The organism is Acidovorax sp. 93, from assembly GCF_003633835.1.
GTDB classification, from domain to species: domain Bacteria; phylum Pseudomonadota; class Gammaproteobacteria; order Burkholderiales; family Burkholderiaceae_C; genus Acidovorax; species Acidovorax facilis.
Genome location: NZ_RBIT01000001.1, coordinates 3,252,307 through 3,274,812, shown reverse-complemented (window position 1 = coordinate 3,274,812; position 22,506 = coordinate 3,252,307). Strand labels below are relative to the sequence as shown.

Genomic DNA, 22,506 nt, shown 5'->3' with positions numbered 1-22,506 from the left:
GGCGCTGCGCGCCTTCCCCCTGAAGGGGGACGCCACCCCTGGCCCGGCGAAGCCGGTTCCACGGTGGCACTGGCTTGGGGCGTGGATGGTTTGAAGGCGCGCCCTATGGCGTGGCGGGCGAAAAGAAGTCCACGCGGTCGGTGATGATGCCGTCCGTGCCCAGGGCGATGAGCCGCTGTGCGGCCCAGTCGTCGTTCACCGTGTAGCTCAGCGCGCGCAGGCCGTCGCCGTGGACGCGCGCAACCAGTGCCGCATCCCACAGCGCGTGGTTGCAGACGATGGCCACGCAGCCCAGCTCGCGGGCCGTGTTGTGCCAGCCGTCCCACAGCGTGTCCAGCAACAGGGCGCGGGGGATGTGGGGTGCTGTGGTGCGGGCGCCAGCCAGCGCTTCGGGTCGGAATGACGAGAACAGGGGCAACACCGCCCGGCCGTGCCACAGCCGCGCCGCATGCTCGCCCACTACCTGGCCAGTCTTTTCCTCCACGCCGGGTGTTGGCTTGATCTCGATGTTCAGCAAGAACCCGTTGGCGATGCAGTAGTGCGCAATATTCTCCAGCGTGGGGAGCGGCTCGCCGGCGTAGCTGCGTGAATGCCAGGCGCCAGCATCCAGCTGTGACAGGGTCGCCCAGGGGTGATCGCCCCCGACCGCGCTCGCTGCCGAGCCCAGTGCCGGCGCGCCATTGGTCGTGCGGTCCAGCGTGGCGTCGTGCATCAGAAACGGTACGCCGTCGGCACTCAGCTTGGCATCGCACTCGAACATGCGATAGCCATACTGTGCTCCCAGCCGGAAGGCGGCCAGCGTGTTTTCAGGGGCGAGCTTGCCGGCGCCGCGGTGGGCGATCCAGCGGGGGTAGGGCCAGTGGGCGAGGATGGGAGATGGGGCGCTCATGCGGGTTCACCAAATTTCAGCAGGTTGCCGTGGGGGTCGATGACGAACATCTCCTTCATGCCCCAGGGCTGGACAACAGGTGGCGCCAGCTGCAGGCCGCGCGCCGTGAAATCCGCGTGCAGCGCTTCTGTGTCGGCACGCACATAACACGAGGTGTTCTCTGCAATGTGGCGCTCGGTGCAGGGCCAGAAGTGCAGCTCGCAGCCATCGCGCTGCAGGATCAGGTAGTTGTCCATCTCCAGCAGCGGATCAAAGCCCAGGTGCCTGGTGTAGAACCGCAGGGTTTCTGCAAGGTCCAGAGAAGCCAGCACCGGGACTGTGGCCTGAACCTTGCCCCCGGCACTGGCAGCTGGCTTGGGTGGCATCGGCTCAGGCCGCGATGCGCTTGCCGGTGGTGGCATCGAACGCGTGCAGGCGATCTGCGCGGGGCTGAACATGGATCACGGAATCGGGCGCAGGGGAGTGCGTGCCTTCTTCAACGCGCACGATGATCTGCTCGCCATTGATGCGGCCATAGATCAGGCGCTCGGCGCCCAGCAGCTCCACCGTCTCGACCGTGACCGCCCAGCCTTCGCTGCGCACATCCAGGTGCTCGGGGCGGATGCCCAGGATGGTGCCAGGGGCGGCGCTCGGCGCGTTCTTGAGCAGGTTCATGGGCGGCGAGCCGATGAAGCTGGCCACGAAGGTGGAGGCGGGCGTGTGGTAGACCTCTTCGGGCGTGCCGAACTGTTCCATGTTGCCGGCGTTCATCACGATCATGCGTTCGGCCAATGTCATGGCCTCGACCTGGTCGTGCGTGACGAACAGGCTGGTGATGCCCAGCTCGCGGTGCAGCTTCTGGATCTCCAGGCGGGTCTGGGCGCGCAGCTTGGCGTCCAGGTTGGACAGCGGCTCGTCGAACAGAAACACCTGGGGCTGGCGCACGATGGCGCGGCCCATGGCCACGCGCTGGCGCTGGCCGCCCGAGAGTTCGCGAGGCTTGCGCTCCAGCAGGTGGCCCAGTTCGAGGATCTTGGCGGCCTTGTCCACGCGCGCCTTGATCTCGTCCTTGGGTACCTTGGCGATCTTCAGGCCATACGCCATGTTGTCGAAGTTCGTCATGTGCGGGTACAGCGCGTAGTTCTGGAACACCATCGCGATGTCGCGCTGGGCAGGTTCCAGGTTGTTCACCACACGGTCGCCGATGCGCAGCTCGCCGCCAGAGATTTCTTCCAGGCCTGCCACCATGCGCAGCAGGGTGGATTTGCCGCAGCCCGAGGGGCCGACGATCACGATGAATTCACCGTCCTTGACCTCGGCGTTCACGCCGTGGATGACCTGGTTGGCTTTGGGGCCGTGCCCGTAGCGCTTGATGATGTTGCGAAGAGAGATGGATGCCATTTTGCTATTAAATATGTAGCTGCTAGCGCAGATGTATGAAGCGGTAGGGCCTGTTTTGTCTTTATTTTTCGGTGTCCACCAGGCCCTTGACGAACCAGCGCTGCATGACCACCACCACAAAGGCAGGTGGCAGCATGGCCAGCAGGGCCGTGGCCATCACGATGTTCCACTCGTTGCCTGCGTCGCCGCCGGCCAGCATGCGCTTGATGCCGATCACCACGGGGTACATGTCTTCGGACGTGGTCACCAACAGGGGCCACAGATACTGGTTCCAGCCATAGATGAACTGGATCACGAACAGCGCGGCAATCGAGGTGCGCGACAGTGGCACCAGGATGTCCTTGAAAAAGCGCATCGGACCGGCGCCATCCACACGCGCGGCTTCGACCAGTTCATCGGGCACCGTGAGGAAGAACTGCCGGAACAGGAACGTGGCCGTGGCCGAGGCGATCAGCGGCACTGTGAGGCCCGCATAGGTGTTGAGCATGCCCAGGTCCGACACCACCTGGTAGGTGGGCCCGATGCGCACTTCCACGGGCAGCATGAGCGTGATGAAGATCAGCCAGAAGCAGATGCCCTTGAAAGGGAAGCGGAAGTACACGATGGCAAACGCCGACAACAGCGAGATGGCGATCTTGCCCAGCGTGATGACCATGGCGGTGACAAAACTCACCCACATCATGTGCGCCACGGGGGCGGTGGAGCCCGCGCCGGTTCCGCCGCCGAACAAGGCGTCGTGGTAGGTCTGCCAGAAGTTGCCGCCGGGCACCATGGGCATGGGCACCTGCACGATGTCCTGCGCCGTGTGGGTGGAGGCCACGAAGGCCAGGTACAGCGGGAAGCCGACGATGATCACGCCCAGCACCATGATGAGGTGCGAGAACGCGGTGAGGTAGGGACTACGTTCAACCATTGGAATCTTTCAGGATCGAAGCTTGGCCCACTGCGCCCGCAAAAGACACGACGCAGGCGAGGGCCGCCGAGCAAGGGCCGCCCCGCAGTGAGGGCGGCGTCCCCCTGGAGGGGGAAGGCGCGAAGCGACTCAGGGGGTGCTTCATATTCAGTACTGCACTTTCTTCTCGACGTAGCGGAATTGGATGACCGTCAGCACAACGACGATGGCCATCAGCACCACCGACTGTGCGGCCGATCCGCCCATGTCCATGGCCTTGAAGCCATCGTGGTACACCTTGTAGACCAGGATGGAGGTGTCGCGGCCCGGGCCGCCCTGCGTGGTGGCGTCCACGATGGCGAAGGTGTCGAAGAACGCATACACCACATTGATCACCAGCAGGAAGAACGTGGTGGGCGACAGCAGCGGGAACTGGATGCTCCAGAAGCGGCGCCATGGGCCTGCACCGTCAATCGCGGCCGCCTCGATGAGCGACTTGGGGATGGACTGCAAGCCCGCCAGGAAGAACAGGAAGTTGTAGGAGATCTGCTTCCACACCGCCGCAATCACGATCAGCGCCATCGCGTGGTCGGAGTTGAGCATGTGGTTCCAGTCGAAACCCGACTGGCGCAGCATGTAGGCCACCACGCCCAGCGAGGGCGAGAACATGAACATCCACAGCACGCCCGCCACCGCAGGCGCCACGGCGTAGGGCAGCAGCAGCGCGGTCTTGTAGACCATGGCGCCCTTGATGATGCGGTCGGCAAAGATCGCGAGGAACAGCGACAGCGTGATGCCGCTCACCGCCACCAGGATCGAGAAGAAGGCCGTGGTCTTGAACGATGCCAGGTAACCCGGGTCCTGGAACAGGTCCCGGAAATTGTCGAAACCGACCCATTCCTTCGAAAACCCGAAGGAGTCCTGCATCTGGAACGACTGCACCAGGGCTTGGCCGGCTGGCCAGAAAAAGAAGACGCTGATGATGGCCAGTTGGGGTGCCAGAAGCACCCATGGCAGCCATGCAGAGCGGAATAAAACGCGTTTTTCCATGTCGAAACTCTCAAAAAGAAAACCCCGCCGCCCCGTGAACCAATAGGGTTGACGGGGCGGCGGGCTTTCGATGCCACCCGGCAGTGCTGCTGGGCGGTATCGGCAGATGTTCGGCAGTGTTTACTTGTTGGCGCGGGCGAAGCGGCCCAGTTGCTCGTTGCCACGGGTCACGGCGGTGTCCAGTGCTTCCTTGGGCGACTTCTTGCCCGACCAGATCTGCTCGGTTTCCTCGTCGATGATGGCGCGGATCTGCACGAAGTTGCCCAGGCGGATGCCGCGCGACTTGTCCGTGGCCTTCTTGATCATCTGCGTCACGGCCACGTCGGTGCCGGGGTTCTTGGTGTAGAAGCCCGACGCCTCGGTCAGCTGGTAGGCGCCCATGGTCACAGGCAGGTAGCCCGTGCGCTGGTGGCTCGCAGCCTGCACCTTGGTGTCGTTCAGGAAGTTCAGGAAATCGGCCACGCCCTTGTATTCCTCGGCCTTCTTGCCAGACATCACCCACAGGCTGGCACCACCAATGGCGGTGTTCTGGGGGGCACCCTTCACGTCAGGGTAGTAGGGCAGGGCCGAGATGCCGTAGGCAAACTTGGCTTCCTTGGCCACGCGGGCGTACAGGCCCGAGGAGCCCGTCATCATGGCGCACTCGCCCGAGGGGAAGGATGCGTCCGGCACGTTGCCACGGCCCTTGTAGACGAAGCTGCCGTCCTTGGAGGCCTTGGCCAGGTTCTCGAAGTGGCGCACGTGCAATGGCGAGTTGACCTGCAGCTGGGCGTCGTTGCCGTCAAAGCCGTTGTTCTTGGACGCGAACAGCGTGTTGTGCCACAGCGAGAAGCTTTCAAGCTGCGTCCAGCTGATCCAGCTGGTGGTGAACGGGCAGCTGTGGCCGCTGGCCTTGAGCTTGGACGCGGCGGCAAACACTTCGGGCCAGGTCTTGGGCGGCTTGTCGGCGTCCAGGCCGGCCTTCTTGAAGGCGTCCTTGTTGTAATAGAACACCGTGGTGGAGCTGTTGAGCGGGTAGCTCAGCATCTGGCCATTGGGCGCGGTGTAGTAGCCAGCCACAGCCGACACGTACTGGGTGGGGTCGAACTTGAAGCCGCCGTCGTTCAATACCTTGGCGACGGGAACGATGGCGCCCTTGCTGGCCATCATGGTGGCGGTGCCCACTTCAAACACCTGCAGGATGTGGGGGGCGTTGCCCGCACGGAAGGCGGCGATGGCGCCTGTCATGGATTCGTCATAAGTGCCCTTGTAAGTGGGCACGACCTTGTACTTGGTCTGGCTGGCGTTGTACTGCTTGGCCAGGTCATTGACCCAGTCGCCCAGCGCTGCGCTCATCGAATGCCACCACTGAATCTCAACTTGCTGCGCCTGGGCTTGCGCAGGTGCGCAGACCGACAGGGCAATGGCAGCGCAGACCGCCAGATGCTTCGTTTGCATGAATATTTCCTCCGAGGATGACGAAAAGCACAAAGGCTGGATGCTATGCAGCCGATGTGACATTGATATGTCGTTGTCGCATGACCCCAGCGCTTGCAACAACCGGGAAACCCCTTGGGTAACCCGCAAGGGGAGCGATTGTGACTCTTTTGTGACAAGGTGTGGCGCATTTGCCGAGGCTTGCAAGGTTTTGTGCAATGCACCATGCTGGTGACTGTTCGCTGGTCCCTGTCGCACCGGTTCGTTCGCGCCGCAGCGCGCCGGTTTCTTCCTTCTCCATTTCCTTCTTTCTTATTGCCATGGCCACCAATTCGCTGGACAAGAACAAGATCAAATTTCTGCTGCTCGAAGGCATTCACTCCTCTGCGGTGGATGTGATCCGCGCGGCGGGCTATACGCAGATCGAGACGGTGTCTGGCGCGCTGCCCGACGATGAGCTCAAGCGCAAGATCGCGGATGTGCACTTTGTGGGCATCCGCTCGCGCACGCAGCTCACCGAGGAAGTGTTTGCCCAGGCCCACAAGCTCGTGGCCGTGGGCTGCTTTTGCATTGGCACCAACCAGGTGGATCTGAATGCAGCGCGCGAGCGTGGCATTGCAGTGTTCAACGCGCCGTATTCCAATACCCGCTCCGTGGCCGAGCTGGTGCTGGCGGAAGCCATCCTGCTGCTGCGCGGTATCCCCGAGAAGAACGCGGTGGCGCACCGGGGCGGCTGGCTCAAGTCGGCCGACAACGCGTATGAAATCCGGGGCAAGACCCTGGGCATCGTGGGCTACGGCTCCATCGGCACCCAGCTGTCGGTGCTGGCCGAGGCCATGGGCATGCACGTGGCCTTCTTTGATGTCGTCAACAAGCTGCCCCTGGGCAATGCCCGCCAGGTGCAGCACCTGCACGACCTGCTGGGCCAGAGCGACATCGTGAGCCTGCACGTTCCCGAGTTGCCGTCCACCGAGGGAATGATCGGCGCCGCCGAGATCGCGGCCATGAAGCCAGGCGGCATCCTCATCAACGCCGCGCGGGGCACGGTGGTGGATATTGAAGCGCTGGCCGCATCGCTCAAGGCCAAGAAGCTGCTGGGTGCCGCCATCGACGTGTTCCCGGTCGAGCCACGCACCAACAAGGACGAGTTCCAGTCCCCCCTGCGTGGCCTGGACAACGTGATCCTGACTCCCCACATCGGCGGCTCCACCATGGAGGCACAGGCCAACATCGGCCTCGAAGTGGCGGAAAAGTTGGTGAAATACAGCGACAACGGCACCAGCACCTCGTCGGTGAACTTTCCAGAGGTCGCGCTGCCCGCCCACCCCGGCAAGCACCGCCTGCTGCACATTCACCGCAACGTGCCGGGTGTGTTGTCCGAAATCAACCGCATCTTCTCGGACAACCAGATCAACATCTCGGCCCAGTACCTGCAGACCAACGAGAAGATCGGCTATGTGGTGATCGACATCGACGCCGCCTCGTCGGACCTGGCATTGGACAAGCTTGCGCAGGTCGGCGGAACCCTGCGCAGCCGCGTGCTGTTCTGAGCGTCAGAGTGGTGGCCGACTCGGGGAGGGCACCGTGGCATAAAATCACGCCCCCACCCCAGGTAGACCCCCATGAATGTTCCGATCGCGTTGGCGGCCTTGCAGACGCAGGCCGCCGAGCCTGCCCGTCTGCGAGAAATTCCCTATAACTACACCTCGTTCTCCGACCGGGAGATCGTGATCCGCCTGCTGGGGTCTTCATCCTGGGAGGTGCTGGACCAATTGCGCAAAGAGCGCCGCACCGGCCGCTCGGCCCGCATGCTGTATGAAGTGCTGGGCGATATCTGGGTCGTGCAGCGCAACCCCTACCTGCAGGACGACCTGCTGGACAACCCCAACCGCCGCAAGCTGCTAGTCGATGCCCTTCAGCACCGCCTGGGCGAGATCGAAAAGCGCCGCACCCCTGCCGATGACGCCGGACGCGACCGCCTGGTGGGTGAACTCGTCGTCGCTGCGCGCCGCGCAGTGGCCGAATTCAACGCCACCTTCGAGCAGGCCGCGCAGCTGCGCCGCCAGATCCAGAAGACGCTGGGCCGCCTGACAGCCAAGGACAACATCAAGTTCGACGGCCTCTCGCGCGTGAGCCATGTGACCGATGCGACCGACTGGCGCGTCGAGTACCCGTTCGTGGTGCTGACCCCCGACACCGAGGTCGAGATGGCCGCCTTGGTCAAGGGCTGCATCGAGCTGGGCCTGACCATCATCCCGCGTGGGGGCGGCACCGGCTACACCGGCGGCGCGATCCCGCTGACCTGGAAGTCGGTGGTCATCAACACCGAAAAGCTTGAAGCCATGACCGAGGTGGAAATGCGCCGCCTGCCGGGCATGGACCGCGAGGTGGGCACGGTGTGGACCGAAGCCGGCGTGGTCACCCAGCGCGTGGCCGATGCGGCCGAGCGCGCCGGTTTTGTGTTTGCGGTGGACCCGACCAGTGCCGAGGCTTCCTGCATTGGCGGCAACATCGCCATGAACGCGGGCGGCAAGAAGGCCGTGCTGTGGGGCACGGCGCTGGACAACCTGGCCAGCTGGCGCATGGTCACGCCCGACGCCCAGTGGCTCGAAGTGACGCGCCTGGACCACAACATGGGCAAGATCCATGACGTGGAGACGGCCACCTTCGAGCTGCGGTATTTCGAGGCCGATGGCAAGACGCCCGTGCGCACCGAGCGCCTGAGCATCCCGGGCAAGACTTTCCGCAAGGAAGGCCTGGGCAAGGACGTGACGGACAAGTTCCTGGCGGGCCTGCCCGGCATCCAGAAGGAAGGCTGCGACGGCCTGATCACCAGCGCGCGCTGGGTGGTGCACCGCATGCCCGAGCACACGCGCACCGTGTGCCTGGAGTTCTTTGGCAACGCCAAGGACGCCGTGCCCAGCATCGTCGAGATCAAGGACTTCATGTTCGCCGAGCAAAAGCGCAGTGGCGTGCTGCTGGCGGGCCTGGAACACCTGGATGACCGCTATCTGAAGGCGGTGGGCTACGCCACCAAAAGTAAGAAGGGCAACGGCGGCCTGCCCAAGATGGTGCTGATTGGCGACATCGCGGGCGACAACGCCGACGACGTGGCCCGCGTGACCAGCGAGGTCGTGCGTCTGGCCAACACCCGCAGCGGCGAAGGCTTTGTGGCCATCACGGCCGATGCGCGCAAGAAGTTCTGGGCGGACCGCAAGAAGACGGCGGCCATCAGCCGCCACACCAACGCCTTCAAGATCAACGAAGACGTGGTGATCCCGCTGCCGCGCATGGCCGAGTACACCGACGGCATCGAGCGCATCAACATCGAGCTGAGCCTGCGCAACAAGATCAAGCTGTGCGATGCGCTGACCGAGTTCTTCGAGCGCGGCAACCTGCCCCTGGGCAAGCATGACGCCGACGACGAAGTCCCATCGCCCGAGCTGCTGCAGGAGCGCGTAGCCCAGGCCATCGCCCTGGTGGAAGAGGTGCGCGCGCTGTGGCAAGGCTGGCTGCACGATGTGGAAACGCTGTTCCCCCAGCTGCAGGACCACACGCTGCGCGCCAGCTGGAAGACCCAGCTGCGGGCGCCGCTGCAAGGCATCTTCACCGGCGCGGCGTTCAAGCCCATCCTGGACGAGGCTGTGGCCATCCACAAGCGCGTGCTCAAGGGCCGGGTGTGGGTGGCGCTGCACATGCATGCGGGCGACGGCAATGTGCACACCAACCTGCCCGTCAACAGCGACGACTATGAGATGCTGCAGACCGCGCACGAGGCCGTGGCGCGCATCATGGTGCTGGCGCGCAGCCTGGACGGCGTGATCTCGGGCGAACACGGCATTGGCATCACCAAGCTGGAGTTTCTGACCGACGAAGAGCTGCGCCCCTTTGCCGAGTACAAGCGCAAGGTGGACCCGGAAGGTCGTTTCAACAAGGGTAAGTTGCTCCGAAATCAGGAGCTGCCAGCGATTGATGGACAAGCGCTGCAGGCCAAAAATGCTTCGAATGCTTCAAACGCTGCGTTGATGCACGCCGATTTGACGAATGCCTACACGCCCAGCTTCGGGCTGATGGGCCACGAGTCGCTGATCATGCAGCAGAGCGACATCGGCGCGATTGCCGACAGCGTCAAGGACTGCCTGCGCTGCGGCAAGTGCAAGCCCGTGTGTTCCACGCACGTGCCACGCGCCAATTTGCTCTACAGCCCGCGCAACAAGATCCTGGCCACCTCGCTGCTGGTCGAGGCGTTTTTGTACGAAGAGCAGACCCGCCGGGGCGTGAGCATCAAGCACTGGCAGGAGTTCGAGGACGTGGCCGACCACTGCACGGTGTGCCACAAGTGCGAAAGCCCCTGCCCGGTGAAGATCGACTTCGGCGACGTCACCATGAACATGCGCAACCTGCTGCGCAAGATGGGCAAGAAGACGTTCCGGCCTGGCAACGCGCTGGCGATGACCATGCTCAACGCCACCAACCCGGACACCATCAAGTTCATGCGTTCGGCCATGGTGGATGTGGGCTTCAAGGCTCAGCGCCTTGCCGTGGACCTGTTGCGCAAGGTGGGCCGCAAGCAGACGGCCAAGCCGCCTGCGACGGTGGGCACGGCTCCGATCAAGGAGCAGGTGATCCACTTCATCAACAAGAAGCTGCCGGGCGGCCTGCCCAAGAAGACGGCGCGCGCGCTGCTCGACATCGAGGACAAGGACTACGTGCCGATCATCCGCAACCCACAGGCCACCACGGCCGAGACGGAGGCGGTGTTCTACTTCCCTGGCTGCGGGTCAGAGCGGCTGTTCTCGCAAGTGGGCCTGGCCACCCAGGCCATGCTGTGGCACGCGGGCGTGCAGACCGTGCTGCCGCCCGGGTACCTGTGCTGTGGCTACCCGCAGCGCGGTTCGGGCCAGTTCGACAAGGCCGAGAAGATGATCACGGACAACCGTGTGCTCTTCCACCGCGTGGCGAACACCCTCAACTACCTGGATATCAAGACCGTGGTGGTGAGTTGCGGCACCTGCTACGACCAGTTGCAGGGCTACGAGTTTGACAAGATCTTCCCGGGCAGCCGCATCATCGACATCCACGAGTACCTGCTGGAAAAGGGCATTCAGCTGCAAGGCAAGGGCGCCTACCTGTACCACGAGCCCTGCCACAACCCCATGAAGCTGCAGGACTCGATGAAGACCGTGAAGGCGCTGGTGGGCGAGCAGGTCTTGAAGAGCGAGCGTTGTTGCGGCGAGTCGGGCACGCTTGGAGTGACCCGACCTGACGTGTCCACGCAGGTGCGTTTCCGCAAGGAAGAGGAAATCAAGAAGGGCGAGGCCAAACTGCGCGAGAGCGGTGCCGTGGGCGCCCAGGACAACGTGAAGATTCTCACCAGCTGCCCCAGCTGCCTGCAGGGCCTGAACCGCTACGAAGGCGACCTGAACAACGGCCTGCTCGAAGCCGACTACATCGTGGTCGAGATGGCGCGCGAGATTCTGGGCGAGAACTGGATGCCCGACTACGTACAGCGTGCCAACAACGGCGGCATCGAGCGGGTGCTGGTCTAGAAATGAAGCCCCCCCTGAGTCGCTTCGCGCCTTCCCCCTCTCTCGCTGCGCGGGAGGGGGACGACACCCTCGCTGCGGGGCGGCCCTTGCTCGGTGTCCCTGGCTTGGCGCCGCGCCGGTTTCAATCGATGCGGATGGCAAGCAGCGCCTTGGAGTCGTGCCAATGAGTTGCCCACTGTGCGCTGAAGATGGCGGTGCGCTAGTCTGGCGTGGTGAGCGCCTGCGTGTCATCCGTGCGCAGGAGGCGGGGTTTCCTGCCTTCTATCGCGTGGTGTGGAATGCACATGTGGCCGAGTTCTCGGACCTGGCTGCCGTTGATCGTGTGCACTGCATGGAGGCAGTGGCCCTGGTGGAGCAGGCCCTGCGCCAGCACCTGTCGCCCACCAAGGTCAACATCGCGGCGCTGGGCAACATGGTGCCGCACCTGCACTGGCATGTGATTGCGCGGTTTGACTGGGACAGTCACTTTCCATCGCCCGTGTGGGCGGCGGCACAGCGGCCCAGCCCGGCGGCGCAAGAGGCCGGCGTGCGGACCCTGCTGCCCGCGCTGGAGGCGCAGTTGCAATCGCGGCTGGCGCAGTTGCCTACCCGGTAACCCTGTTTGCGGTGTGCCCCGGAGCGGGTGGGACAATCGCGGAGGTCGTTTCTGACAACAGTTTTCTCACAGGTGAATCCATGGCAGGTTTGAAAGCGGGTGCGCCCACGCCGCAGGCAATCACGGTGCACGAGGCATCGCGGGTGCTCGAAGTAGGGTTCTCCGATGGCACCACGTTCCGCATTCCGTTTGAGCTGATGCGCGTGTATTCACCCTCGGCAGAAGTGCAGGGCCATGGCCCAGGCCAGGAAGTGCTGCAGACGGGCAAGCGGGAGGTCACGCTGGTCAACCTGGAACCCGTGGGCAACTATGCGGTCAAGCCCACGTTTTCTGACGGGCATGACAGCGGCATCTTCACCTGGGACTACCTCTACGAACTGGGCGACAAGCAAGACGCGCTGTGGACCCAGTACACCGAGCGGCTGGCCGCTGCGGGGGCGGACCGCGATGCGCCGATGGCGCCTCAGGGTGGTGCCGGTGGCCATGCCTGTGGCAGCCATTGAGGCTGCGGGCCGGGTGTTTTTCTGGAGGAGCACAGAACTCGGCGGAAGCCCTTGTCTGTCAAGGTGCTATTGAAATAATAGCTGTTGGTGCAATGTAGAAAAGCGCTGGCGGCTGATTTCTTTTCAATAGCGTTGTCCAAATTGCGACAGATGCCCCATTTCAGTGCGGGGTTGTCGCTGTACCTCTGGCGTTCACGCGCCTAGCATGAATCTTATGAGCACCACGCATTTCGGTTTTCAGTCGGTGGACGAGCAGGAAAAAGCACGCCGCGTGCGCGGCGTGTTCGACTCCGTGGCCTCCAAGTACGACGTGATGAACGACCTGATGTCGGCGGGCCTGCACCGTGCCTGGAAGGCCTACACCGTGATGGTGGCCAACCTCAGCGAAGGCAGCCAGGTGCTCGATATTGCAGGGGGCACGGGCGACCTGGCGCTGGCGTTCTCCAAGAAGGTGGGCGCCACCGGCCGTGTGGTGCACACCGACATCAACGAAGCCATGCTGCGCGTGGGGCGCGACCGCCTGATTGATGCGGGTGTGGTGTTGCCGACACTGGTCTGCGATGCCGAGAAGCTGCCGTTCCCCGACGCACATTTCGATGTGGTGAGCGTTGCTTTTGGCCTGCGCAACATGACGCACAAGGACCAGGCGATTGCCGAAATGTGCCGCGTGCTCAAGCCCGGCGGCAAGCTGCTGGTGCTGGAGTTTTCAAAGGTCGCAAAGCCACTCGAAAAGGTGTACGACTGGTATTCGTTCAAGGTGCTGCCCCAGTTGGGCAAGCTGGTGGCGGGCGACGACGCCAGCTACCGCTACCTGGCCGAGTCCATCCGCATGCACCCCGGGCAGGAAGAGCTCAAAAGCCTCATGCAAAAAAATGGCTTTGGGCATGTGGACTATCACAACATGACTGGGGGCATTGTGGCCTTGCATGTTGGAATCAAGTGCTGAGCGTTTCGCTCAGTCATTAACGGAGACGGAGAAGTCATGATGAAACTGTGGTCTGTGGTGTTGGTTGCGATGCTGGCGTTTGCGCACGCCGATGCCGACGCCCGGCGACTGGGCGGTGGTAAATCGACGGGGCAGCAATCGAGCAACGTTACGCAGCGTGAGTCGGCAGCGCCGGGTGCGCCCGCCCAGAATGCGACCAATGCGGCGGCTGCCAAGCCGCCTGCTGCGGGTGCAGCTCCGGCCGCTGCTGCGGCCAAGAAGCCTTGGGGCGCGATGCTGGGTGGCCTGGCCGCTGGCCTGGGCTTGGCCTGGCTGGCCAGCTCGTTGGGGCTCGGTGCAGGGTTTGCCAACATTCTGATGATTGCGTTGCTGGCAGTGGCCGCGTTTGCCATCTTCAAGATGGTGATGCGCGCACGCAGTGGCGGTGGCAACGGTGGCGCTTCTGCCGGTGGTGCGCCGTTCGCGTTCCAGGGCGCGGGTGCTGCCACGCCCGCCGCAGCGCAGGTGCCTCCGCAGTACAGCCCCAACAACGTGGGCAACGACGCCTCGGCGCGCCCCTGGGAGCGCAGCAGCATGGCGTTTGATGCCTCGCGCACTGCACAAGGCGGTGCGGGTTCGGGCGTGGTGATCGGCTCGGGCCTGTCCGGGTCGCAGAACTGGGGGATTCCTGAAGGCTTCGATACCGAGGGCTTCCTGACTGCCGCCAAGCGCAACTTCGTCACCTTGCAAGCGGCCTGGGACCGTTCGGACATCGCCACCCTGCGCTCCATGATGACCGACAGCATGCTCGGCGAGATTCGCACCCAGCTCACGGAGCGCGAAGACCACCGTGGCGTGCAGCCCAACCACACCGATGTGGTCATGATCGAAGCCCAGTTGCTGGGCATTGAAGACCTGGGCGACGGCTACATGGCCAGCGTCGAGTTCTCCGGCATGATCCGCGAAGAGCCCTCAGCCGGCCCGAGCCCCTTCCGCGAGGTCTGGAACATGACCAAGCCCAAGGCCGGCAGCAGCGGCTGGCTGGTGGCCGGCGTGCAGGCCCTGCAGTAATAAAGGAAATGCCCCGCTGTGGGGCTATCCCAGTTCAGGGAATAATCGGGGACTATGGCAACACCACAGTCCCCTTTTTCGTTTCTGGACGGCCTCTTTGAGCGTGTGGCCGCCGGCCCCCAACCCCCCCAGTGGCTCGTGCATGAGATGCAGCAGCGCATGGTGCTGTTCCTCAACCATGTACTGATGCAGGAAAAAGAGGCCATGGACCGCCTGGTGCGTCAGAAGGGCCGCATCGCCCGCGTGCAGTGGCGTGCGTATTCGATGGCCCTGGTCATCACGCCCGCTGGGCTGTTCAACCTGGCGCCCGAAACTGCCGCGCCCGATCTGCAGCTTCACGTCACCGAGACCTCTCCCTTTGCGCTGGCCCAGACGGCCCTGCGGGGTGACAAGCCTGCCATCCGCATTGAGGGCGATGTGCAACTGGCCGCCGAAATCAACTGGCTGGTCGATCACGTGCGCTGGGATGTTGAGGAGGACCTGGCGCGTGTGATCGGTGACGCCCCCGCACACACTGTGGCGCAGGTGGCGAGCCGCGCTGCGCAGGCGCTGCGCCAGTTCGTGGGCACGCGCGTTGCACCAACGTCGTCAGCCGTCGCGCCCATGCCATCCGGACCCTCCACGCCTTCCGCGCCAAACAGCGGTTCCGACCGGGCTGGCGCATGAAGCAGTTCCTGAGGGGCGGCGCCATCCTGTGGGTGGTGTTCCGGTACGGCCTGGACGCCATGGTGCTGGACAGTTTCCAGAAGCCCTGGCTGCGATCGGTATCGCGCGTCCTGTCGTTCGGACGCAACCTGGATGCACCGCGCGGCCAGCGGCTGCGTTTGGCGCTGGAGCGCCTGGGCCCCATCTTCGTCAAGTTTGGTCAGGTGCTTTCGACACGCCGCGACCTGCTGCCGCCCGATGTGGCCGACGAGCTGGCCCGGCTGCAGGACCGCGTGCCACCCTTCGACCCGGAGATCGCCATCGCCACGATCGAGCGGGCATTCCGGCGGCCGGTGGATGAGGTTTTCACATTCTTCGATCGCGTGCCGGTGGCCAGTGCCTCCATTGCGCAGGTGCATTTCGCCACGCTGCGGGACCGCCATGGCATCGAGCGCGAGGTGGCGGTCAAGGTGCTTCGCCCGGGCATGTTGCCCGTGATCGAGAAAGACCTGAGTCTCATGCGCATGATGGCCGGGTGGGTGGAGAGCCTGTCGGCCGACGGCAAGCGCCTCAAGCCCCGCGAGGTGGTGGCCGAGTTCGACAACTACCTGCACGACGAACTGGATCTGGTGCGGGAGGCCGCCAACGCTGCGCAGCTGCGCCGCAACATGCAGGGGCTGGACCTCGTGCTGATCCCTGAGATTTTCTGGGACTTCTGCCACCCCGAGGTCATGGTGATGCAGCGCATGAACGGTGTGCCCATCAGCCAGATCGAGCGCCTGCGGGATGCCGGGGTCGACATCCCCAAACTCGCGCGCGACGGCGTCACCATCTTCTTCACCCAGGTGTTCCGTGACGGCTTCTTTCATGCCGACATGCACCCCGGCAACATCCAGGTGAGCCTGGATCCGGCCACCTTTGGGCGCTATATCTCGCTGGATTTCGGCATCGTGGGCACGCTCACCGAGTCTGACAAGGAGTACCTGGCGCAGAACTTCGTGGCGTTCTTCCGGCGCGACTACAAGCGCGTGGCGGAGCTGCACATTGAAAGTGGCTGGGTGCCGCCCGAGACGCGGGTGAACGACCTCGAATCGGCCATCCGCGCCGTGTGCGAGCCGTACTTTGATCGCCCGCTCAAGGAGATCTCATTGGGCATGGTGCTGATGCGCCTGTTCCAGACCTCGCGCCGCTTCCACGTCGAGATTCAGCCCCAGCTGGTGCTGCTGCAAAAGACCCTGCTCAATATCGAAGGCCTGGGCCGCGAGCTGGACCCGGAGCTGGACCTGTGGAGCACGGCCAAGCCCTTCCTGGAGAAGTGGATGCTGGAGCAGATGGGGCCGCAGCGCCTGTGGCGGGAGCTGCGGGCCGAGGCGCCCCACTATGCCAAGCTGATTCCCGAACTGCCGCGCCTGCTGCACGACGCCTTGCGGCAGCGCCCGGCTGACCAGCAGCAAGCCTTGCGCGAACTGCTGGAAGTCCAGCACCGTACCAACCGGCTGCTCCAGTCCATCATTTATGGCGGCGTCGGTTTTGTGCTGGGCCTTCTGGCGATGCAGTTGTTTGTGCGGATGCGGATTTTCTGAAACGGTGCGAACGGCACGAAAGTTGCCTTCATAATCCGCTGCAACTTTTGTTACGAATTTTGTAGCAAAGTGGTCACCCCTGGATCTGCAGGGGCCTCGGCGTGTCGGCCCACGGCACGCCGGGCGCACACCTGCTTTTTGTAACCTTCCTTGGAGTTTCGGAGCGGCGCCATGCTGATCACATTCATCGTTCTGTACCTGCTGGTCTCGATTGGTATCGGCCTGTATGCCGCCACGCGCGTGCACAACACGGCCGACTATGCGGTGGCGGGCCGCAGCCTGCCCCTGGCTGTGGTGATAGCCACGACCTTTGCGACCTGGTTTGGATCGGAAACCGTTCTCGGCGTGTCAGCCCGGTTTGTGGATGGTGGGCTGGGTGCGGTGGTGGAGGACCCATTTGGCGCCTCCATGTGCCTGGTTCTTGTGGGGCTGTTTTTTGCCTACAAGCTTTATAAGAAGAACCTCATCACCCTGGGTGACTACTACCGCCAGCGTTACGGGCGTGTGATCGAGGTGGCTTGTTCAGCCATCATCATGTTCAGCTACCTGGGCTGGGTGGCAGCGCAGATCACAGCTCTGGGGCTGGTGTTCAACCTGCTGACGCAGGGGTATGTGTCCGTCACCATGGGCATGGTCATCGGTACGGTCATCGTTCTGGTCTACACCCTGTATGGCGGCATGTGGTCGGTGGCCATGACCGACTTTGTCCAGATGATTGTGATCGCCGTGGGGCTGCTGGCCATTGCCTGGTACGCGGCGGAACTGGCCGGAGGGGCGGGCAAGGTCGTGGAATATGCCGCGCGTGAAGGCAAGTTCCAGTTCTTTCCCACTGGTGGGCTCAAGGAGTGGACCTTTTTCTTTGCCGCCGCGATCACGATGATGCTGGGCTCCATACCCCAGCAGGATGTTTTTCAGCGCGTGATGTCGTCCAACAGCGCCGAGACAGCGCGCACCGGCCCGGTCATCGGAGGGGTGCTGTACCTGCTGTTTGCCTTCATCCCCATGTTTGTCGTTACGGCCGCCGTGTTGGTCATGCCCGAAACCGCCCAGGCGCTGCTCAAGGACGATCCCCAGAAAGTGCTGCCCACGCTGGTGATGGAACGCATGCCGCTGATTCTTCAGATCGCCTTCTTTGGCGCGCTGCTGTCGGCCATCATGTCCACCGCATCGGCCACGTTGCTCGCACCGTCCACCACTTTTGTGGAGAACATCCTGCACAACCTGCGGCCTGGCATGACCGATGCCCAGACACTGAAGGCCATGCGCATATCGGTGCTCGTGTTTACCGCCTGCGTGCTCACTTACGCGATCACCATGCAGGGAACGTCGATCTATGAACTGGTGTCGGGCGCTTACCAGGTACCGCTGGTGGGGGCTTTTGTCCCCCTGGTGTTCGGCCTGTACTGGAAGCGCGCGACTACCCAGGGCGCCATCCTGGCGGTGGCCATGGGCCTGGGTGTGTGGCTGCTGTTTGTGGCCAGCCCCATGCTGTCCGAAGCGTTCCCGCAGCAACTGGCTGGGGTGCTGGCGGCATTGGTCGGCATGATCGGGGGCTCGCTGGCACCGCAGTGGATCGACGACCACAAAGGCCACGTCACCCACTACGAGGGCAGCGCCAGCTGATTGCATCGCCCCATGCCCAGTGCGTGGGGCTTGAGGATGGGCATGCCGCCTATAATTGAGGGTTTTGCACTTTCCCTCAACACACTGACATGCCTATTTACGCCTACAAATGCGGCTCCTGCGGCCATGCCAAGGATGTGCTGCAAAAAATCTCTGATGCGCCCCTCACGGTGTGCCCCGCCTGCGGCGCGGAAGCATTTTCCAAGCAGGTCACAGCGGCCGGCTTCCAGCTCAAGGGCTCGGGCTGGTATGTGACCGATTTTCGTGGTGGCAGCGGTGGCAGTTCTGCCCCTGCGACGGACAGCAAGACGGAACCGAAAGCCGAGGCCGCGGCGCCGGCAAGTTCTGGTGATGTTCCTAAAAAAGAAGCATCTGGTGCAGCAGCATCAAGCGCTGGTGGCAGTTCTACCACTTCCACCTCCTCTGCGAGCTGAGTGACCCTCATGGCTGCCTTGCGCAAGTGGCTGTTGACCGGCCTTCTGGTGATTGTGCCGGGGGTTATCACGGCCTGGGTGCTCAACTGGATCGTGAGCACGCTGGACCAGACCCTGCAAATCCTGCCTGTCGCATGGCATCCCGACAAGCTGCTGGGCTTTCACGTCCCGGGCTTTGGAGTGGTTCTCACGCTGCTGATCCTGTTGGTGGTCGGTGCCGTCGCCAGCAACTTCGCGGGCCGCAAGCTCGTGCAGTGGGGTGATGCGGTGGTGCACCGCATCCCGGTGGTGCGTTCGATCTATTCCAGCGTAAAGCAGGTGTCCGACACGCTTTTTTCCGAAAGCGGCAATGCCTTTCGCAAGGCCGTGCTGGTGCAGTGGCCGCGCGAGGGCGTCTGGACCGTGGCCTTCGTCACTGGCGCGCCCAATGGCGAGGTGGCGGCATACCTGCGCGATGAATTCGTGAGCGTGTATGTGCCCACCACGCCTAACCCCACTGGCGGGTATTTTGTGATGCTGCGCAAGAGCGACTGCGTCGAGCTCGACATGAGCGTGGACGCCGCCCTCAAATACATTGTTTCGATGGGCGTGGTCGCTCCGGCTGACCCCACGCTTGTTTCCCACAGTAAGTAAATCCCTTTAACGCGCCCCTTGGGCGCCGGAAGTTTCTGCCATGGCCATGCGTTCCCACTATTGCGGTCTTGTGACCGAAGCCCTGATGGGCCAAACCGTTACCCTGTCTGGCTGGGTGAACCGTCGTCGTGACCATGGGGGCGTGATCTTCATCGACCTGCGCGACCGCGAAGGCTACGTGCAGGTGGTGTGCGACCCCGACCGTGCCGAGATGTTCAAGACCGCCGAAGACGTGCGCAACGAGTTCTGCGTGCAGGTGGTGGGCCTGGTGCGCCCCCGCCCTGATGGCACGACCAACGACAAGCTCAAGAGCGGCCAGATCGAAGTGCTGTGCCATGAGCTGAACGTGCTCAACCCCTCGGTCACGCCTCCGTTCCAGATGGACGACGAGAACCTGTCGGAAACCACGCGCCTCACGCACCGTGTGATGGACCTGCGCCGCCCGCACATGCAGCGCAACATGATGCTGCGCTACAAGACCTCCATCCAGGTGCGCAACTTCCTGGACAAGGAAGGCTTCATCGACATCGAAACGCCCATGCTGGGCAAAAGCACGCCCGAAGGCGCGCGCGACTACTTGGTGCCCAGCCGCGTGCACGACGGCCAGTTCTTCGCGCTGCCCCAGTCGCCCCAGCTCTACAAGCAGATGCTGATGGTGGCTGGCTACGACCGCTACTACCAGATCACCAAGTGCTTCCGCGACGAAGACCTGCGCGCCGACCGCCAGCCAGAATTCACGCAGATCGACTGCGAGACGTCGTTCCTGGGCGAAGAAGAAATCCGTGCGATCTTCCAGCGCATGATCACGGAGGTGTTCCAGCAGCAACTGGGCGTGGACCTGGGCGAATTCCCGATCATGACTTACCAGGAAGCGGCTTTCCGCTTTGGCTCGGACAAGCCCGACCTGCGCGTAAAGCTCGAATTCACCGAGCTGACCGAAGTGATGAAGGACGTGGACTTCAAGGTCTTCTCCGCTCCCGCCACCACCAAGGGCGGCCGTGTGGTTGCCCTGCGCGTGCCCGGCGGCGCACAGATCTCGCGCGGTGAGATCGATGCCTACACCGAGTTCGTCAAAATCTACGGAGCCAAGGGCCTGGCCTGGATCAAGGTCAACGAAGTGGCCCAGGGCCGCGAAGGGCTGCAGTCGCCCATCGTGAAGAACCTGCATGACGCGGCCATCGCTGAAATCCTCAAGCGCACGGGTGCGCAGGACGGTGACTTGCTGTTCTTCGGTGCCGACAAGGAAAAGATCGTCAACGATTCCATCGGCGCGCTGCGACTGAAGATCGGCCACAGCGAGTTCGGCAAGAAGAGCGGTCTCTTTGAAAACCGCTGGGCGCCGCTGTGGGTGGTGGACTTTCCCATGTTCGAGCACGACGAGGAAGAAGACCGTTGGACGGCCGTGCACCACCCCTTCACCAGCCCCAAGGACGGCCACGAAGAGTTCATGGCCACTGATCCCGGCAAGTGCATCGCCAAGGCCTACGACATGGTGCTCAACGGCTGGGAGCTGGGCGGTGGCTCGGTGCGTATCCACCGCGCCGATGTGCAAAAGAAGGTGTTCGATGCGCTCAAGATCACACCCGAAGACGCTCAGGCCAAGTTCGGCTACCTGCTGGATGCCCTGCAGTACGGCGCGCCCCCACACGGTGGCCTGGCCTTCGGTCTGGACCGCCTTATCACGCTGATGACCGGTGCGGAATCGATCCGTGACGTGATCGCTTTCCCCAAGACCCAGCGCGCTCAGGACCTGCTCACGCAGGCGCCTTCGCCCGTGGACGAAAAGCAGTTGCGCGAGCTGCACATCCGCCTGCGCAACATCGACGCTGTCAAGGCAGCCTGATCCGGGGCTTTCCCCGAACCCGGCGCGGATCCACTCTCGTGGCATCGCACGACAAAGCGGCAAGGGCTTGGCAGCCTGCGCCGCTTTTTTCTTGGCCAGCCCATGCCCACGGCGATGTGGCGCTGGCACTGAAAGGACACTTTCCATGCGTTCAATGACGACCCAGGCTTTGTGGATGGGCGCCGTGCTGCTGGCCCTGGCAGGTTGCGGCGAAAAGAAGACCGAACTGGGCCAGGGCGGTTCCGTGGTCACTGGCTCGGCAGGGCCGGCAGGGGCCAGCAACGCTGCGCGCGAACTGGTGCGCTGCGAGGCGCCCGTGGCCACGCTGGCGCTGGCAGAAAACCCCAGCGGCTACACCATGGGTTCGGGCTACAGCCTCCCGCCATCCCCCGTGCCCCTGGTCAAGCTGCTGGCCCAGCAAAGTGGCTGCTTTCGTGTGGTGGACCGGTCGGCCGGGCTGCGCGGAACCATCCAGGAGCAGGATCTCAAGGAATCCGGCGTGCTGCGCAAGAACAACTCCACCGTGGCAAAGGGCAAGGGCTATGAGGCGCAGTACACGCTCACACCCAGCCTCACGTTCAGTGAGCAGGACGCGGGACGGGGCTTGGCGGGCGTGATTGCCATGATTCCGGTGCTGCGCGACATCGCGGGCCTGGCCGGCATGGTGGAGCAAGTCAAATTCAAGGAGGCGCAAACGGCACTGCTGCTGTCCGACAACGAAACCACCGAGCAGGTTGCCGCCGCCACCGGGTCCGCACGCACCACTGACCTGGGCGTGGGCGGGCTCGTGTTCGGCAAGCTCGGGGGCGCAGCGGGTGCGGGCTGGAGCAATACCAACGAGGGCAAGGTCATTGCCGCTGCCTTCCTGGACGCGCACAACCAGTTGGTGGTGCAGGTCAGGGCGCTGCAGGCCAAGGAGCTGCCGCCGCCCGTTCCCACCACTTCAGCCCCGCGTTCCAAGGCCGGGTAGAGAGGGAAGGTGTCGCCCATGGTGCCGACAGCGCAGCACAGGCCCTACAAGCTTCCAGAGTCGGTGCTGGTGGTCATCCACACGCCCGCCCTGGAGGTGCTGCTGATCCGCCGCACGGGCGGTGATGGGCACTGGCAATCTGTCACCGGGAGCAAAGACCGCCTTGATGAGTCGTTTGAAGAAACCGCCCGCCGCGAAGTGGCCGAGGAAACCGGCATTGACGCGCGGGCGCCCGGCTGCCTGCTGACCGACTGGGCCTTGGAGAACGTCTACGACATCTGGCCGCAATGGCTGCACCGATACGCCCCGGGGGTCGTGCGCAATCGCGAGCGGGTGTTTGGCTTGTGTGTGCCAGCAGCTACGCCCGTGGTACTGAGTCCTCGTGAACACGATGCTTTCGAATGGTTGCCGTGGCAGCGCGCGGCCGAGCGCTGCTTCTCGGCCTCCAATGCCGAGGCCTGCTTACTGCTTCCTCGTTTTGTGTAGGCAGACGTTGGTGCGCGCC

At 63.5% G+C, this 22,506-nt stretch carries 20 protein-coding genes; 14 read left to right on the top strand and 6 right to left on the bottom strand.

The window, feature by feature from the left end; translation table 11 throughout:
• Positions 1 to 103: 103 nt before the first annotated feature.
• The 6 genes from ugpQ to ugpB all read right to left on the bottom strand — a co-directional run bounded on the left by ugpQ (position 104) and on the right by ugpB (position 5,648).
• On the bottom strand, positions 104 to 889 hold the full coding sequence (ugpQ, locus tag C8C93_RS14885; RefSeq protein ID WP_121507419.1) for a glycerophosphodiester phosphodiesterase: 786 nt from the start codon (positions 887 to 889) through the stop codon (positions 104 to 106).
• The gene (locus C8C93_RS14880; protein WP_055399146.1) at positions 886 to 1,254 is read right to left on the bottom strand and encodes a VOC family protein; all 369 of its coding nucleotides are present in this window, start codon (positions 1,252 to 1,254) and stop codon (positions 886 to 888) included. Before C8C93_RS14880 ends, ugpQ begins: the two co-directional genes overlap by 4 nt.
• Positions 1,255 to 1,258: 4 nt before the next feature.
• Positions 1,259 to 2,269, bottom strand: a complete 1,011-nt coding sequence (locus C8C93_RS14875; RefSeq protein ID WP_055399144.1) for a sn-glycerol-3-phosphate import ATP-binding protein UgpC — start codon at positions 2,267 to 2,269, stop codon at positions 1,259 to 1,261.
• Between the two features lie 61 nt (positions 2,270 to 2,330).
• A complete protein-coding gene (gene ugpE / locus C8C93_RS14870) occupies positions 2,331 to 3,182 on the bottom strand; it encodes a sn-glycerol-3-phosphate ABC transporter permease UgpE (RefSeq protein WP_121422465.1) in 852 nt (283 codons plus the stop codon).
• Positions 3,183 to 3,329: 147 nt separating this feature from the next.
• Positions 3,330 to 4,211, bottom strand: coding sequence for a sn-glycerol-3-phosphate ABC transporter permease UgpA (gene ugpA / locus C8C93_RS14865; RefSeq protein WP_121422466.1), 882 nt, complete (start codon positions 4,209 to 4,211; stop codon positions 3,330 to 3,332).
• Between the two features lie 120 nt (positions 4,212 to 4,331).
• Positions 4,332 to 5,648: a sn-glycerol-3-phosphate ABC transporter substrate-binding protein UgpB gene (ugpB, locus tag C8C93_RS14860; protein WP_055399138.1), complete on the bottom strand. Its 1,317-nt coding sequence runs from the start codon at positions 5,646 to 5,648 to the stop codon at positions 4,332 to 4,334.
• 299 nt (positions 5,649 to 5,947) lie between these two features.
• Here ugpB and serA point away from each other — a divergent pair, with 299 nt between their 5' ends.
• From serA to nudB, 14 genes are all read left to right on the top strand, one after another.
• Positions 5,948 to 7,177, top strand: a complete 1,230-nt coding sequence (gene serA / locus C8C93_RS14855; protein ID WP_121422467.1) for a phosphoglycerate dehydrogenase — start codon at positions 5,948 to 5,950, stop codon at positions 7,175 to 7,177.
• Positions 7,178 to 7,249: 72 nt separating this feature from the next.
• A complete protein-coding gene (locus C8C93_RS14850) occupies positions 7,250 to 11,176 on the top strand; it encodes an FAD/FMN-binding oxidoreductase (protein WP_121507418.1) in 3,927 nt (1,308 codons plus the stop codon).
• Positions 11,177 to 11,339: 163 nt separating this feature from the next.
• Positions 11,340 to 11,771 carry an HIT family protein gene (locus tag C8C93_RS14845; RefSeq protein WP_121507417.1) on the top strand — a complete coding sequence of 144 codons (432 nt, stop codon included), beginning with the start codon at positions 11,340 to 11,342 and terminating at the stop codon, positions 11,769 to 11,771.
• 80 nt (positions 11,772 to 11,851) lie between these two features.
• Positions 11,852 to 12,274, top strand: a complete 423-nt coding sequence (locus tag C8C93_RS14840) for a gamma-butyrobetaine hydroxylase-like domain-containing protein (RefSeq protein WP_121507416.1) — start codon at positions 11,852 to 11,854, stop codon at positions 12,272 to 12,274.
• A 214-nt stretch (positions 12,275 to 12,488) separates the two neighbouring features.
• Positions 12,489 to 13,220, top strand: a complete 732-nt coding sequence (gene ubiE, locus C8C93_RS14835; protein ID WP_121507415.1) for a bifunctional demethylmenaquinone methyltransferase/2-methoxy-6-polyprenyl-1,4-benzoquinol methylase UbiE — start codon at positions 12,489 to 12,491, stop codon at positions 13,218 to 13,220.
• A 36-nt stretch (positions 13,221 to 13,256) separates the two neighbouring features.
• Entirely contained in the window at positions 13,257 to 14,270 is a 1,014-nt protein-coding gene (locus tag C8C93_RS14830) for a Tim44 domain-containing protein (protein WP_121507414.1), read from the top strand.
• A 54-nt stretch (positions 14,271 to 14,324) separates the two neighbouring features.
• Positions 14,325 to 14,936 (top strand): SCP2 domain-containing protein, encoded by a 612-nt coding sequence (locus C8C93_RS14825; protein WP_121507413.1) that lies wholly within the window; start codon positions 14,325 to 14,327, stop codon positions 14,934 to 14,936.
• Positions 14,933 to 16,498, top strand: a complete 1,566-nt coding sequence (ubiB, locus tag C8C93_RS14820; protein ID WP_121507412.1) for a ubiquinone biosynthesis regulatory protein kinase UbiB — start codon at positions 14,933 to 14,935, stop codon at positions 16,496 to 16,498. Before C8C93_RS14825 ends, ubiB begins: the two co-directional genes overlap by 4 nt.
• A gap of 171 nt (positions 16,499 to 16,669) precedes the next feature.
• Positions 16,670 to 18,121 carry a sodium:solute symporter family protein gene (locus C8C93_RS14815; RefSeq protein ID WP_055399122.1) on the top strand — a complete coding sequence of 484 codons (1,452 nt, stop codon included), beginning with the start codon at positions 16,670 to 16,672 and terminating at the stop codon, positions 18,119 to 18,121.
• Between the two features lie 89 nt (positions 18,122 to 18,210).
• Entirely contained in the window at positions 18,211 to 18,555 is a 345-nt protein-coding gene (locus C8C93_RS14810) for an FmdB family zinc ribbon protein (RefSeq protein ID WP_121507411.1), read from the top strand.
• A gap of 9 nt (positions 18,556 to 18,564) precedes the next feature.
• Complete coding sequence (locus C8C93_RS14805) at positions 18,565 to 19,188, top strand: DUF502 domain-containing protein (RefSeq protein ID WP_055399363.1); 624 nt, start codon at positions 18,565 to 18,567, stop codon at positions 19,186 to 19,188.
• Between the two features lie 40 nt (positions 19,189 to 19,228).
• Positions 19,229 to 21,031 (top strand): aspartate--tRNA ligase, encoded by a 1,803-nt coding sequence (aspS, locus tag C8C93_RS14800; RefSeq protein ID WP_121507410.1) that lies wholly within the window; start codon positions 19,229 to 19,231, stop codon positions 21,029 to 21,031.
• Positions 21,032 to 21,185: 154 nt separating this feature from the next.
• Positions 21,186 to 22,001 (top strand): CsgG/HfaB family protein, encoded by an 816-nt coding sequence (locus C8C93_RS14795; RefSeq protein ID WP_370110847.1) that lies wholly within the window; start codon positions 21,186 to 21,188, stop codon positions 21,999 to 22,001.
• Positions 22,002 to 22,019: 18 nt separating this feature from the next.
• Positions 22,020 to 22,487 carry a dihydroneopterin triphosphate diphosphatase gene (gene nudB, locus C8C93_RS14790; RefSeq protein ID WP_055399114.1) on the top strand — a complete coding sequence of 156 codons (468 nt, stop codon included), beginning with the start codon at positions 22,020 to 22,022 and terminating at the stop codon, positions 22,485 to 22,487.
• Positions 22,488 to 22,506: the final 19 nt, after the last annotated feature.

What these genes read in the sequence shown, in the direction of transcription:
- ugpQ (WP_121507419.1), bottom strand. Translation starts at nt 889, where the DNA reads ATGAGCGCCCCATCTCCCATCCTCGCCCACTGGCCCTACCCCCGCTGG.
- C8C93_RS14880 (WP_055399146.1), bottom strand. Translation starts at nt 1,254, where the DNA reads ATGCCACCCAAGCCAGCTGCCAGTGCCGGGGGCAAGGTTCAGGCCACA.
- C8C93_RS14875 (WP_055399144.1), bottom strand. Translation starts at nt 2,269, where the DNA reads ATGGCATCCATCTCTCTTCGCAACATCATCAAGCGCTACGGGCACGGC.
- ugpE (WP_121422465.1), bottom strand. Translation starts at nt 3,182, where the DNA reads ATGGTTGAACGTAGTCCCTACCTCACCGCGTTCTCGCACCTCATCATG.
- ugpA (WP_121422466.1), bottom strand. Translation starts at nt 4,211, where the DNA reads ATGGAAAAACGCGTTTTATTCCGCTCTGCATGGCTGCCATGGGTGCTT.
- ugpB (WP_055399138.1), bottom strand. Translation starts at nt 5,648, where the DNA reads ATGCAAACGAAGCATCTGGCGGTCTGCGCTGCCATTGCCCTGTCGGTC.
- serA (WP_121422467.1), top strand. Translation starts at nt 5,948, where the DNA reads ATGGCCACCAATTCGCTGGACAAGAACAAGATCAAATTTCTGCTGCTC.
- C8C93_RS14850 (WP_121507418.1), top strand. Translation starts at nt 7,250, where the DNA reads ATGAATGTTCCGATCGCGTTGGCGGCCTTGCAGACGCAGGCCGCCGAG.
- C8C93_RS14845 (WP_121507417.1), top strand. Translation starts at nt 11,340, where the DNA reads ATGAGTTGCCCACTGTGCGCTGAAGATGGCGGTGCGCTAGTCTGGCGT.
- C8C93_RS14840 (WP_121507416.1), top strand. Translation starts at nt 11,852, where the DNA reads ATGGCAGGTTTGAAAGCGGGTGCGCCCACGCCGCAGGCAATCACGGTG.
- ubiE (WP_121507415.1), top strand. Translation starts at nt 12,489, where the DNA reads ATGAGCACCACGCATTTCGGTTTTCAGTCGGTGGACGAGCAGGAAAAA.
- C8C93_RS14830 (WP_121507414.1), top strand. Translation starts at nt 13,257, where the DNA reads ATGATGAAACTGTGGTCTGTGGTGTTGGTTGCGATGCTGGCGTTTGCG.
- C8C93_RS14825 (WP_121507413.1), top strand. Translation starts at nt 14,325, where the DNA reads ATGGCAACACCACAGTCCCCTTTTTCGTTTCTGGACGGCCTCTTTGAG.
- ubiB (WP_121507412.1), top strand. Translation starts at nt 14,933, where the DNA reads ATGAAGCAGTTCCTGAGGGGCGGCGCCATCCTGTGGGTGGTGTTCCGG.
- C8C93_RS14815 (WP_055399122.1), top strand. Translation starts at nt 16,670, where the DNA reads ATGCTGATCACATTCATCGTTCTGTACCTGCTGGTCTCGATTGGTATC.
- C8C93_RS14810 (WP_121507411.1), top strand. Translation starts at nt 18,211, where the DNA reads ATGCCTATTTACGCCTACAAATGCGGCTCCTGCGGCCATGCCAAGGAT.
- C8C93_RS14805 (WP_055399363.1), top strand. Translation starts at nt 18,565, where the DNA reads ATGGCTGCCTTGCGCAAGTGGCTGTTGACCGGCCTTCTGGTGATTGTG.
- aspS (WP_121507410.1), top strand. Translation starts at nt 19,229, where the DNA reads ATGGCCATGCGTTCCCACTATTGCGGTCTTGTGACCGAAGCCCTGATG.
- C8C93_RS14795 (WP_370110847.1), top strand. Translation starts at nt 21,186, where the DNA reads ATGACGACCCAGGCTTTGTGGATGGGCGCCGTGCTGCTGGCCCTGGCA.
- nudB (WP_055399114.1), top strand. Translation starts at nt 22,020, where the DNA reads ATGGTGCCGACAGCGCAGCACAGGCCCTACAAGCTTCCAGAGTCGGTG.